A 13,336-nucleotide genomic window follows, 5' to 3' on the forward strand; every position below is an offset into this window, starting at 1 on the left:
ATTGTGTAAAATAAATTAATGCTTGTCCGCAATTTCTCTTATTTTATTACTTTTTGTATTTCTTTGCTAAGTTTACACCTTTGTATAAGTTTAAAACGGTCAAATTTTAAAAATTCTTTGTATGCCTTTGCGTTAAATTATGAATTATTAGTAAAAACGAATATACATAAATAAATTACAGAAATTGTGCTTTCTAAAAACATCTTTAATGTTTCTTAATCAGTCTTAACAACTTAATATTTTTAATGGTTCAAAGTTAAAGCAAGTAATAAGCTTTCAAAGCCACCGAATTTTATAAACTATTAGTTAAATTTAATCATTTCTCAAAAAACACATTTTCTCAATTTGAGATAATAAATATTTTACCTATTTTTGTAAACAATCAATAAAAAGTTTTTTATGTTGAAGAAAACTGTACTTCTAAGTTTGTTTACGTTAATATCTGCCTCTGCAATGGCTCAAAACAATACAACTCCTGTTTATTTAGACGAATCTAAACCTGTTGAACAGCGAATTCAGGACGCACTTTCCAGAATGACTCTGGAAGAAAAGATAGCAATGCTTCACGCACAATCAAAATTCAGTTCTCCTGGTGTTCCAAGATTGGGAATTCCTGAATTTTGGACAACCGACGGTCCACACGGAGTTCGCCCCGAAGTAATGTGGGACGAATGGGATCAGGCCGGATGGACAAATGACTCCATTATCGCCTACCCTGCTTTAACCGCTTTATCAGCAACATGGAACAAGAAAATGTCTTGGAAATATGGTAAAGCATTGGGCGAAGAAGCAAGATACAGAAAAAAAGACATTCTTTTAGGACCTGGAGTAAATATTTATAGAACTCCTCTCAACGGAAGAAACTTTGAATACATGGGTGAAGATCCGTATTTAACTTCTAAAATGGTCGTTCCTTATATTCAGGGAGTACAATCTAATGGTGTGGCAACTTCTGTAAAGCATTTCGCATTAAACAATCAGGAAATGTTCCGTCATACAAGCAACGTTATTGTTGATGACAGAACTTTATATGAAATTTACCTTCCGCCTTTCAAAGCAGCCGTAACCGAAGGAGATTCGTGGACGATTATGGGGGCTTATGACATGTATAAAGGTCAATACGCAAGCCAAAACCAATATCTTTTAAATGATATTCTTAAAGGAGAATGGAAATACAAAGGGGTTGTGGTTTCAGATTGGGGCGCAGTAAATAATACCGAACAAGCCATTCATAACGGATTGGATGTAGAATTCGGAAGCTGGACCAATGGTCTTTCTGCAGGAACAAGAAATGCATACGACAACTATTATTTAGCAAAACCATATTTAGATCTTATTAAATCAGGGAAAGTAGGAACTGCAGAGCTTGACGATAAAGTGACGAGACTTTTACGTTTAGCGTATAAAACTACGATGAACACCAAAAAACCTTTTGGAAACATCGCTTCTGAAGAACATAAAGCGGTAGCAAAAGAAATTGGTGAAGAAGGAATTGTTTTGTTGAAAAACCAAAATAACGTACTTCCAATCGATATCAATAAAGCAAAGAAAATTGCGGTAATTGGTGAGAATGCGATCAAAGTAATGACTGTAGGTGGAGGTTCTTCTTCATTAAAAGTAAAATACGAAACCTTACCTTTAGACGGAATTAAAGCTAAATTCGGTAAAAATTCAGATATACAGTATGCAAGAGGTTATGTAGGAGATATTGGTGGCGAGTACAACGGTGTAAAATCTGGTCAGGATTTGAAAGATACCCGTTCTCCGGAAGAATTACTGAACGAAGCTGTTGAATTGGCAAAAAAATCTGATTACGTTATTTTCGTAGGTGGATTAAACAAAGCCGATTTTCAGGATAGCGAAGGAAACGACAGAAAAAGTTACGGACTTCCATACAACCAAGATAATGTGATCTCAGCTTTAGCAAAAGCTAACAAGAACTTTACCGTTGTTTTGATTACAGGAAATGCAGTAGCAATGCCTTGGATTAAAGACGTACCTTCTGTAGTTCAAGGTTGGTATTTGGGGTCTGAAGCAGGAAATTCTATCGCTTCTATTTTGGCAGGTGATGCCAATCCTTCAGGAAAATTACCGTTTACATTCCCCGTAAAACTGGAAGACAATTCAGCTCACACAATGGGAGAATATCCTGGAAACAAAGAAGAATTAGCTGCCGGAAAAGGTAAAGATCAGAAGAACCCGATTAACATTACATACAACGAAGGAATATTCGTAGGTTATCGTTGGCACGACACCAAAAAAATCAAGCCTTTATTCAGCTTTGGTCATGGTTTAAGCTACACCACTTTTGAATTTGGAAAAGCGAAAGCTGACAAAACGAGCATGAATCAGGATGATAAAATTACCTTTACGGTAACTGTGAAAAATACTGGTAAAAAAGCTGGTGCAGAAGTAGCTCAGTTATACATTACCGATGTAAAATCATCAGTTGAACGCCCTGCAAAAGAATTAAAAGGTTTTGAAAAAGTATTTTTAAATCCAGGCGAACAGAAAGAAGTAACCTTCACGATTGATAAAACTGCTTTAAGTTATTTCGATGCTCAAAAGCACGACTGGGTTGCAGAACCAGGAGATTTTGAAGCACAGATTGGTAATTCTTCTGATGCAATCAAAACAAAAGTAAAGTTTACCCTAAAGTAAATTCATCAAGAAAATAACACGTTTATTTTAATATTATTAGCAGAAATCCGCATTGTTATGATGCGGATTTTTTATTATTTGATTTCGTCGAATTATATTTTTATTTTTAGAAGCTATTTCCCGCTATCCACTCATACTCCTCACTCTACCAACTCTCCCACACCAAAACCCTCGAGCTTTCCCACACCTTGTTGCGGGGTAACCGTTTCTATCGCGGCTAAAATTTTGTCATTATTTTCGATGGAAAACAAAATTTGTCTTTTGGGGTGTAATAAAGAATATTTAAAATTTTATTTTTTGCTTGCTATCTAAAATCTTACCATAAATTGATTTAAATTCTTTATAAATTATAAATCCTGTAAGGATTATGTGTTAATAGATTTAGAATATCAGAAATCTTAAAAGCTCCGTAGGAGCGACCTGATAATTATATTTATTTACAGATCGCTCCTACGGAGCTTTTCTTAATTAATACCTTAAAATTCTATGACCAGTACTCTCCTACGGAGCAATTTAAATTTTTCAATTAAAAACTTTTTCAAAAAAACGTAACAGATAAAAACCTGTTACGTTTCAAGATTCGAAAATCTTATTTTCATTTACTTTTTATTAAGAAGAGATAGATAATCTCCATATCCTTTTGCTTTCATTTCTGCTTTCGGAATAAACTTCAATGATGCAGAATTGATACAATATCTCAAACCGCCTTTATCTTTCGGGCCGTCATCAAAAACGTGTCCCAAATGTGCGTCTCCGGTTTTACTTCTCACCTCGGTTCTTGCCATTCCGAATGAATTATCGGTTTTCTCGTCGATAACATTTTTAGAAATTGGTTTCGAAAAACTTGGCCATCCACAACCAGATTCAAATTTATCGGTTGAGATAAATAACGGTTCGCCTGTTGTAATATCTACATAAATTCCTTCACGAAATTCTTTGTCATATTCATTAGTGTGAGGTCTTTCTGTAGCATTTTCCTGTGTAACTGCATATTGTTCTGCGGTCAGTTTTTTCTTTAAAGTTTCTTTATCTTGTTTTTGATATTTCATTTCTTTTGTTTCTTTTTTTGGTGGATTTGCATTTCTTGCCATTTCAAATAATCCCGGTTCGATGTGACAATAACCTCCCGGATTTTTATCCAGATAATCCTGATGATAACTCTCGGCAGCATAAAAGTTCTTCAAAGGAATCGTTTCTACCAAAACAGGTTTGCTGTAATTTTTCGCTAATTTATTAACCTCTTCTTTAATAATCGCTTCTGTTTCTTTGTCGGTAGAATAAATTCCCGTTCTGTATTGGTCACCTCTGTCATTTCCCTGCTTGTTAAGACTTGTAGGGTCTATCGTCTTAAAGTATAAATCAATCAGAAGTTTAAGGTCAACCTGTTCCGGGTCGTATTTTACTTTCACGGTTTCGGCAAAACCTGTAGTATGACTTATAACTTCCTCATAAGTAGGATTTTTCTTATTTCCGTTGGCATATCCAACTTCAGTTCCTACAACTCCTCTGATTTGTTGAAAAAAATGCTCAGTTCCCCAAAAGCAACCGCCTGCAAAATAAACTTCTTTTACATTTTTAGCATTCATAGTGGTCTCATTCTCTTTTTTAATTGATGAAGATTGTTGTTTTGCGTCTCCGCAGCTTGTCGCGAAGACTGCAATTCCCAGAACCATTCCAAGAAATGTGAATATATTTTTCATTTTTGTTTTATTATGTGTGTTCATTTTTTCCATTTAAAAGCATTAAACCAAATCCTAAAAGCATCAAATCTTTAAGAATAAAAAAATCTGTAACCGGAACGCCATCAACAATATGCCAAACATTAGGTGTTGTAAAAAGATAACTTAATGTCACCAAAAAAGTAATCACCATTCCGATACCTGCAAACTTTTTAAGAGATGCAAATTTCACGCTAACGATTAACAACAAGGCAATGATAATTTCTATCATTCCGATTATGTTAGAAACCGCTTGGGCGCTCATAATATCATATACGAAAAACGTGAGAAAATGGTTTTCTACCAAAGGTTTTATTGCTGCTGCTTCGGTAGGTGTAAATTTGAAAGCCCCAATCCAAAGTAAAATAATTGCTGCCCCAAAAAGCGAAATATAATAACCGATTTTGTACGTTGGCAAACCTTTGTGTTGTGATGTCTGTTGCATTGTTCTTAGATTTTTTGAATTAATATTTATTATTTTCAAAACTATAGTCGCAACAATTACAAAATCCTGACAATCTTTATTCTTAAAAATCTAACTTTCTAAAAATTTTATCTTTAAATTCCTGAATATCTATATCATTCAAATCGGTTTTTTCTTCCCCGAACCATTTCTTTTTTAAAATAGAATCTAAAATTTTCAGTTTTTCTTCATACGCTTTACACCATTTGCAAATCATCACATGCATCGAAAGCTGCCAGTTTTCTTTTGGCGAAATATTTTTTGCATTACGTTTTTCCATCAGTAAAGTTGCTGTACTGCATGGTAAAAAGAAAATATGTATTATTTTTCTAAACATTTTTTATTCCTTATGATTTTGAAAACCAGTTAATTTCCAGGCATTCTCTCAGCTGCATTCTGGTTCGTTGTAAAATCTTCCAAAGATTAGTCGTAGAGATATCCAATTCCTGACTCACTTCGGGTGCTTTTTTTTCTTCGAGATAATACAATTTCATCGGAATCTTCCATCGGGAAGGCAAATCTTCGATGCAATCTTCTAAACTTTTATTAAAGTCCTGATTGTCCAGAAGTTCAGCTTCCGGGTTAGAAACATTCCAATCATTTAAAACTGTATCATTTTTCCAGGAGCCTGTTTCGTCAAAGAAATGGTCAAGTCTAATCTGTGGTTCCGATTTGTATTTTTTACGGTAAAAATCAGCGACTTTATTGTTGAGAATTGTATTGAGCCAAGTTTTAGGCGTGCTTTTTCCTTCAAAAGAATCGTACGACGAAAAAGCAGCAATGAAAACTTCCTGAACAATGTCTTCCGCTTCAATGGTATCCGAAAGCAGAAAAATTGCTCTTCTCAGCAAAGATTCAGAATACTGTTCTATCCAGTTTTTTAAAGCTTCGTTTTTCGTCATTTTTTTGATTGTATCTTACCCGTCGTACATTTTAAATTCTTTGTTTTTCAAAAAGTAAGTGAAACGCCTTTGTCTAACTTAAATTCCAACATATTATAGATAATTCTTTGTATTACTTTGCGCTTAATATCGCAAGGAAAAACAAAGTTTTTTGAAATAAAAATTAGTTTAATAAGAAAAACAAAGCCATTTCATTTAAGTAAGAAAAACAAAACCAGGATGTCTTTTCCTAATCAAACACTTGAGATTTATATTCAAAATGCACAACAGTATCTTTTCAGATACTAACGAAGGTAATAAGTTAAACGCAGAAGTGCAAAGTTTTTGGTTGAATTATATAAACGTATTAGTTTTAATTAAATGTTTTTTAAAAAATTTGGAAGCCTAAATTTGATTGTTATGAATTGCAGCTATTTAAAAATTAGAACATTGTGTGTTTTTCAATAGCATCGGGCTTTAGCCCGATGACGAAAAATGCCAGCAAATTGGCTTTAGCCGAAATTGATAATAAGTTTTGGCTAAAGCCAATTTGATTATTCTTTTTTTAACGGGCTAAAGCCCGTTCCTATTAATATTTGCAAATCTTTTTCAAGTTATTATTGTTTTGAAAATGCCCGCAAACCTAACGGGTTTCAAAAACCCGTTAGGTTTTGTTTATGACAAAGCGTTGTTAATAGCCCCGATTGAACGACCTGTTTGAGCTCTTTTTGAGAGTTTTAGCGGTGGGAATGCAGATGCTGAAACCCTCAAAAAAGCGAGTAGTGAAAGCGGGAAATAGCTACTAAAAAGAAAGGAAGTCAGAAGCTGGATGATGGAAGTTTACAAGATTGAGAATAATAGATTTCTCCTTTGTCGAAATGACAAACTCAAATAATATTTTACAAATAGATTAAAACACAAAACTATATTTTTCTATTGCTTTAAAAACATTAAATTTGCATTTTATCAAAAATTTGTAAAAAGCAAAGCAATATATAATTATGACATCACAAGAGATTCGTCAGAAATTTTTAGATTATTTTAAAAGCAAAGACCACCTTATCGTTCCTTCTGCACCGATCGTGCTGAAAGATGACCCTACTTTAATGTTTTCCAACTCTGGAATGACGCAGTTCAAAGATTTTTTCTTAGGCTACAAAACGCCGACTGCACCAAGAATTGCCGACACCCAAAAGTGTTTGAGAGTTTCCGGGAAGCATAATGATTTGGATGATGTAGGTAGAGATACTTATCACCACACGATGTTTGAAATGTTGGGGAACTGGTCTTTTGGTGATTATTTCAAAAAAGATGCTATTGCTTTTGCCTGGGAATTGTTGACTGAAGTTTACGGAATTCCAAAAGAGAATCTTTATGTAACGATTTTTGAAGGTGACGAAAAAGAAAATCTGGGAAGAGATAACGAAGCATATAATTACTGGAAAGAATTTATTTCTGAAGACCGAATTATCAACGGAAACAAAAATGATAATTTTTGGGAAATGGGTGCAAGCGGACCTTGTGGACCTTGTTCGGAAATTCACGTTGACCTGAGAAGTGCAGAAGAAAAAGCTAAAATACCCGGAATTACTCGAGTAAATCAAGACGACCCTCAAGTGGTGGAAGTCTGGAATCTCGTTTTTATGGAATTCAACAGAAAAGCTGACGGTTCTCTGGAAAAATTACCTGCTCAACACGTAGATACGGGAATGGGCTTCGAGCGTCTTTGTATGGCGCTTCAAGGGAAATCTTCTAATTATGACACCGATGTTTTCACGCCTTTGATTGCTAAAGTTGAAGAACTTTCAGGCAAAAAATATACAGGAATTTTAGAAGACGAAAAAGATATTGCCATCCGTGTTGTGGTAGACCACATCAGAGCGGTTTCGTTTGCCATTGCAGACGGGCAATTGCCATCAAACGGAGGAGCTGGTTACGTTATCCGAAGAATTTTAAGAAGAGGAATTTCTTATTCTTACCGATTCCTGGATATGAAAGAAGCTTTCCTTTACAAACTGGTTGCTGTTCTTCAGGAACAAATGGGAGCATTCTTCCCTGAGCTGGAGAAACAAGGAAAATTGGTTTCTGAAGTAATTAAAAGTGAGGAAGAATCTTTCTTAAGAACCATTGAAACAGGATTAATCAGAGTTGAAAAACTGATTCAACAAACGATTTCTGAAGGTAAAAAAGTGTTGCCAACTCAGGAAGTTTTCGAATTATACGATACTTATGGTTTCCCGGATGATTTAACAAGAATTATTGCTGAGGAAAAAGGATTAACGATTGATGAAGAAGGTTTTAAATTAGCGCTAAGCGAACAAAAACAACGTTCAAAAGCAGACTCAGCTCAGAAAGTTTACGACTGGGTAACTTTGGAAGAAAGAGAAGAAAACTTCGTGGGTTATGACCAAATTGAAACTGAAACCTACATTACAAGATACAGAAAAGTAGAAAATAAAGACGGAGAATTTTATCAGGTTGTATTGAGTAACTCCCCTTTCTATCCTGAAGGTGGTGGGCAAATCGGAGATAAAGGCGTTCTTGAAAATGCGGTTGAAAGTTTCGAAGTTCTTGAAACTAAAAAGGAAAACGGATTAATCATTTCTTTAATCAACGGACTTCCGAAAGATGCAGGTGCTGTTTTTTATGCTAAAGTGAATGCCAACGAAAGAAAAAATTCTAAAGCAAACCACTCAGCAACACACTTGTTACACGAGGCTTTGAGAGAAGTTTTAGGAACTCACGTTGAGCAAAAAGGTTCTTACGTTGGTCCGGATTATTTGCGTTTCGATTTCTCGCATTTCAATAAAATGACAGACGAAGAATTGGCTTTGATCGAAGAAAAAGTCAATGCTAAAATCAAAGAAAATATTGCTCTTCAGGAATTCAGAAATATCCCGATTCAGGAAGCGATTGACAAAGGTGCGATGGCTTTATTCGGTGAAAAATATGGCGACAGTGTTAGAATGATTCAGTTTGGAAGTTCGAAAGAGCTTTGCGGTGGAACTCACGTGAAAAGCACTAGCGAAATCGGTCATTTCAAAATTAATTCTGAAAGTTCTGCAGCTGCGGGAATCAGAAGGATTGAAGCGATTTCGGGAGATAAGTCTGAGGAATATTTCAAAGGTCTGGAAAAGCAAATTACCGAGCTTTCTCAATTGCTGAAATCTAAAGATGTTGTACGTTCTATCGAGAAATTAATCGAAGAAAATGCAGCGTTGAAGTCTGAAGTTGACGCTTTGAAAAAAGAAAAAGCAAAAGGCGAAATCGGAGACTGGAAAAACTCTTACGAGCACAAAGGCGACAAACAGCTTTTGGTAAAGAAAACGTCTCTTGATGCAGGTTCTGTAAAAGATTTGGTCTTCCAGTTGAAGAAAGAAATCCCAACTTCGGTGACGGTAATTCTTTCTGATGCCGACGGAAAACCAATGATTACCGTTGGCGTTTCTGATGATTTGGCTTCAAATTATCAAGCCGGAACCATCATTAAAGATTTGGCAAAAGAAATCCAAGGCGGCGGCGGTGGAAACCCGGGCTTTGCAACAGCCGGAGGAAAAAATCTTGATGGTTTGGAAAATGCTTATCAGAAAGCTTTGAATATTTAAATTATTAATGAATATTACCGTTTTTGCGGTTTTTATATAAATAATCCCTTTCAGTTTTTGAAAGGGATTTTTAGGTTTATTGTTTTGATTTTTTAAAATATTGAAAAAAGACGAAAAGCAATTTTCTGATTATTTTGACTAAGTTTTCAGCTATCACAAAACCCCGCATTTTGCAAGATCTATGCTAACGGAAGTATTATTTTAACAGTTTTATGTCACTTACAAATTGATTTAGCCAATCTTCTTTTTTATGATTTCCTTCATAACTGGAAAATATGTGTTTATAATGATGTTCATTTAAATATTGAGACAAGTTTAAGTTATTTTCAATTAAAGGGAGAAATTCTTTATCTCCATAACGAATAATAAATAAAGGATAATATTTAGGATTCCAATTGAGATTAATATAATTTGCGCCTGCAACCGAATAAAGAATATATTTTTTAAACATTTTTGGATAATATTTGGACAAACTAACTCCAAAACCAGCACCGTTTGAAGTTCCATAAAAATACTTATTTTTTATCTTGAATTGAAGTTGGTTTTGAACATTTTGCCCAACTTCATTTACAAAAAAATCAAGATGTTTTTTAAATCTCATTCCTAATTCAGCATCTTTTGCTTTGCTATTGCTTTCCACATATTCGTAATTTCTATATTGTAACTGCGAATTTGGTATTTCTCTTTCATTTGAATTTATTCCAATTATAATAAACTGTTTTGTATTTTTTAAAGAAAATAAGCTGTCTAATTTACTTTTGAAAATATCATTTATAAACTGACCGTCTGTATTGTAAATTACATCATATTTTTTGTTTTGTTTAAAGTTTTTAGGTAGATATATTGTCAGTTTACGCGATTCATTCAGATACTTACTTTCAATATTAAGATGTATAATTTTCGAATTCTGACAATATGCAGAATAGGAAATTAAAATAAAGCTTATAAGAATTAATTTTATTTTCATTCTTGTTATGTTATTGAATACATAATGGTTTGGAAATATTTCCGCTAACATTTGGCTTACGCAATGCGTTAATCCAAACTATAATTTTGTTAAAAATAAATAATTATTCAATCTAAAACAATTTTATTTCAAACCTAAATGAAAAAATGGAACTCCTTCAAATGTCAGAAGTAGAATCTACGTTTAAAAAGCCTTAAAAATTCTTAAATAAAATCCAATTTATCATCCACCTGGGAATTGATTAATACAAAAACAAGACGTATCAAATTGAAATACAACCTATTTTATTTTTAACAAAAGATTATATTTTCTCTTATGGTTTTGTAACTTTCTTATCAATAGTTTTGTCTCATTAATAAAAACTCAATGACAAAACTTTTATCTACTCTACTTTTACTTTGTACGGTACTTATTTTTGGGCAAACTCAATTGAAAGTTTTCAATAAAACCAACAAAAAACCGATTGAAAATGCAGCCGTTTACTGCGACGATAATCTTTTGGGGAAAACCAATTACGAAGGCGTTTTATCATTTAAAACAAAATGTAAAAAAGTAGAAATTCTTGCCAGCAATTTTGAAGATGCTTTGGTTGATGTAAAAAAGTCAATGGATGTTGCGATGCAGCCTTTATCAGAAAAACAAAGTAACATCGATAAAATTATCATCACCGATAAAAGTGACCCGAAAGCGTTGAGAATTTTAGATGAAGTCAATAAAAGGGAAAAAGAAAACTCACCAAAGTCTTTAGATACCTATAACTTTAAATCTTACTCAAAGTTTTCGATCGATGTAGACAAAGATTCAATTGATACTTTTAAAAATTTCCTGGCTTCGAGAAAAGATTCACTTTCAAAAGTCGATAAAAAAGAATTTAAGCAAAAGGAAAGCGAAAAGAAAGATTCGTTAATTAACGAAGACTTTATCAATGCTTCACAGGAAAGCCAGATGTTTCTTTGGGAAAAGGCAACAGAATACAAATATTCGCAGAAATTTGGAGAAAAGACCAATATCATCGATAACAGAATGTCTGGTTTTAAAAATCCAATTTATGAGGCTTTGGCAATCAATATTTCCAATTTAAACAGAACTCCAAGGCAATTGCGACCTGAAAACAGAAAGCTTTTCAACTTTTATATGTCAGATACTTTACAATTGGACGGAAGGAAAACTTACGTTATCAAATTCAAGGAAATCACCGATAAAAAGAAGCAGAATCCGAGAAAATTTAATGGTAAAATTTATATCGATTCTGAAACGTATGCACTGAAAAAATTTGAAAGTGCCAACAAAAAAAGAAATGAAGGCGACATTATCTCTGTATGGAAACCAATAGATGGAAAATGGTTTTTGGATCATGAAGATATTAAACTGAAAATGGGCGACCAGACCTTCAATATTGCAAAGAGAGACAGTGTAAAGACCGATAGTTTAAAGAAAGGCGCATACATCAGCGACAAGCGAAAATACCATCAGAAAACCTTTGGAAATTACCTGTATGTAACAAACCGTTTCTTTGATTTCCAGCTGAATGAAGCTCAAAAAGCATCTGAATTTAAAGGATATTCTCTGGAAATGAAAAACTCAGACGGAAGTTTGCTTGAAAAGTACAGAACCGACAGTTTGACCGCAAGAGAAAGCGCAACCTATACTCAAATCGACAGTTTTGTACAGAAGCATGATTTTGAAAAGAAACTGAGTTTTTTAACCCAATTAATGAGAGGGAACCTGCGTTATAAAATGATTGATTTTGATATTACTAAGCTTTTCAGCTACGATAAATACCAAGGTATTCGTTTGGGAGCAGGATTAAAACTGAATGAGAAATTCAGCAAAACATTTTCTCCGGATGGATATTTCGGTTATGGTTTTAAAGATCACACCTGGAAATATGGTCTTGGTCTTGACATGAAGTTATCTGATAAAAGAACTTCTGTTTTTCGTATTGATTATGTAGATGACGTTTTTGCAGCAGGAAGATTTAGCAACAATATGTGGGATATGATGATGAAAGTGAATGATCTGAATCTAGATCTGCACAATGCCAATTTTTATAAAAACCAAAAATGGGGAGCATCATATTTGTATGATATTTCGAACTCCTTGAGCATGAAAATCGCAGTGAATAAAGAGAAACAGGAAGCACTTTTCGATTATCAATACAAAAATTTAGGAAACCGTTTCGATAATGTAAGCACAACATTATCTCTGAAATTCTCTCCCAACGATAAAAATATTATGACGCCAAGTGGAAAATATACTTATGAAAAAAGCTTTCCTCAAATTTATATGAATGTTGAAAAAGGAATTGATGGATTGGGCGGAGATCTAGATTATTACAGAGCAGATGCATTGATTATTCATCAGTTCAGATCAAAATTAGGCTACACCAATCTGAAACTTTTTGGAGGAATTTCATCAGGAACTGCTCCGATCTGGAAAAACTTTGAAATTACAGGTCAAAACGACAGAAACCCTGATCATTGGTATTCTAATATCAATACTCCAAACAATTTAGCATTTGCAACAATGCCTTCAGGAACTTTCTTTGCAGATAAATTTATCGCATTTAAAGTTTCACAATATTTACCGTTCAGGTTTAAAACGTTCGGTTCGAGATATTCAAACATCGAACTGGAATACCAGGCTGCAATTGGAGATTTTAAGAACAGAAGTGATCACCAGTTCGATTTTCAGGTATTGGATCACTACTATCAGGAAGTCGGCGTGATCTGGAATAGATTTTTAGGCAGAAACTTCGGTGTAGGCTTCTCTTATCGATTAGGATATTATCAAACCTCTCAATTCAAAGATAACTTTGGAATAAAACTGAGATTTAATGTTTTAAATTAATAAAACAAACTCTTTATAAACGAGATTTAAAAATAAAAAAACGTCATTAGCCTTTAAAGTTGATGGCGTTTTTTTTTAATCTGTTCTGTGAAATTTTATCAGAATATTCAGCACATAATTATTTATATAATGATCTTATTTTTCTCAGGAGCTTTTTCCGGCTATCCGCTATTACTCCTCACGCCTTGCTT

Annotated in this window: 8 protein-coding genes; 3 read left to right on the forward strand and 5 right to left on the reverse strand. The window is 33.8% G+C overall.

Going from position 1 to position 13,336, the window contains the following annotated elements; translation table 11 throughout:
* Window positions 1–399 precede the first annotated feature (399 nt).
* A complete protein-coding gene (locus tag OEW74_RS16635) occupies window positions 400–2,661 on the forward strand; it encodes a glycoside hydrolase family 3 C-terminal domain-containing protein (protein WP_265429544.1) in 2,262 nt (753 codons plus the stop codon).
* A gap of 599 nt (window positions 2,662–3,260) precedes the next feature.
* Here the strand turns inward: OEW74_RS16635 and msrB are convergent.
* From msrB to OEW74_RS16655, 4 genes are all read right to left on the reverse strand, one after another.
* Window positions 3,261–4,361 (reverse strand): peptide-methionine (R)-S-oxide reductase MsrB, encoded by a 1,101-nt coding sequence (gene msrB / locus OEW74_RS16640; RefSeq protein WP_265429545.1) that lies wholly within the window; start codon window positions 4,359–4,361, stop codon window positions 3,261–3,263.
* A gap of 10 nt (window positions 4,362–4,371) precedes the next feature.
* Window positions 4,372–4,824 (reverse strand): DUF417 family protein, encoded by a 453-nt coding sequence (locus OEW74_RS16645; RefSeq protein ID WP_265429546.1) that lies wholly within the window; start codon window positions 4,822–4,824, stop codon window positions 4,372–4,374.
* Window positions 4,825–4,906: 82 nt separating this feature from the next.
* Window positions 4,907–5,179: a hypothetical protein gene (locus tag OEW74_RS16650; RefSeq protein WP_265429547.1), complete on the reverse strand. Its 273-nt coding sequence runs from the start codon at window positions 5,177–5,179 to the stop codon at window positions 4,907–4,909.
* A gap of 10 nt (window positions 5,180–5,189) precedes the next feature.
* Complete coding sequence (locus OEW74_RS16655) at window positions 5,190–5,744, reverse strand: sigma-70 family RNA polymerase sigma factor (protein WP_102979943.1); 555 nt, start codon at window positions 5,742–5,744, stop codon at window positions 5,190–5,192.
* Window positions 5,745–6,724: 980 nt separating this feature from the next.
* On the opposite strand from OEW74_RS16655, the gene alaS reads away from it, so the two are divergent.
* Window positions 6,725–9,328 carry an alanine--tRNA ligase gene (alaS, locus tag OEW74_RS16660; protein ID WP_265429548.1) on the forward strand — a complete coding sequence of 868 codons (2,604 nt, stop codon included), beginning with the start codon at window positions 6,725–6,727 and terminating at the stop codon, window positions 9,326–9,328.
* Between the two features lie 196 nt (window positions 9,329–9,524).
* Here alaS and OEW74_RS16665 read toward each other — a convergent pair whose 3' ends face one another.
* Window positions 9,525–10,295 (reverse strand): alpha/beta hydrolase-fold protein, encoded by a 771-nt coding sequence (locus tag OEW74_RS16665; RefSeq protein ID WP_265429549.1) that lies wholly within the window; start codon window positions 10,293–10,295, stop codon window positions 9,525–9,527.
* 366 nt (window positions 10,296–10,661) lie between these two features.
* Between OEW74_RS16665 and OEW74_RS16670 the strand changes: the two genes are divergently transcribed.
* Window positions 10,662–13,145 (forward strand): DUF5686 family protein, encoded by a 2,484-nt coding sequence (locus OEW74_RS16670; protein WP_265429550.1) that lies wholly within the window; start codon window positions 10,662–10,664, stop codon window positions 13,143–13,145.
* Window positions 13,146–13,336: the final 191 nt, after the last annotated feature.

The sequence above is a fragment of the Chryseobacterium sp. YIM B08800 genome (genome assembly GCF_026163565.1).
Classification (GTDB): Bacteria; Bacteroidota; Bacteroidia; order Flavobacteriales; family Weeksellaceae; genus Chryseobacterium.

Excerpts from the sequence above, each read along its gene's own strand:
- OEW74_RS16635 (WP_265429544.1), top strand. The coding sequence starts at position 400 with ATGTTGAAGAAAACTGTACTTCTAAGTTTGTTTACGTTAATATCTGCC.
- msrB (WP_265429545.1), bottom strand. The coding sequence starts at position 4,361 with ATGAAAAATATATTCACATTTCTTGGAATGGTTCTGGGAATTGCAGTC.
- OEW74_RS16645 (WP_265429546.1), bottom strand. The coding sequence starts at position 4,824 with ATGCAACAGACATCACAACACAAAGGTTTGCCAACGTACAAAATCGGT.
- OEW74_RS16650 (WP_265429547.1), bottom strand. The coding sequence starts at position 5,179 with ATGTTTAGAAAAATAATACATATTTTCTTTTTACCATGCAGTACAGCA.
- OEW74_RS16655 (WP_102979943.1), bottom strand. The coding sequence starts at position 5,744 with ATGACGAAAAACGAAGCTTTAAAAAACTGGATAGAACAGTATTCTGAA.
- alaS (WP_265429548.1), top strand. The coding sequence starts at position 6,725 with ATGACATCACAAGAGATTCGTCAGAAATTTTTAGATTATTTTAAAAGC.
- OEW74_RS16665 (WP_265429549.1), bottom strand. The coding sequence starts at position 10,295 with ATGAAAATAAAATTAATTCTTATAAGCTTTATTTTAATTTCCTATTCT.
- OEW74_RS16670 (WP_265429550.1), top strand. The coding sequence starts at position 10,662 with ATGACAAAACTTTTATCTACTCTACTTTTACTTTGTACGGTACTTATT.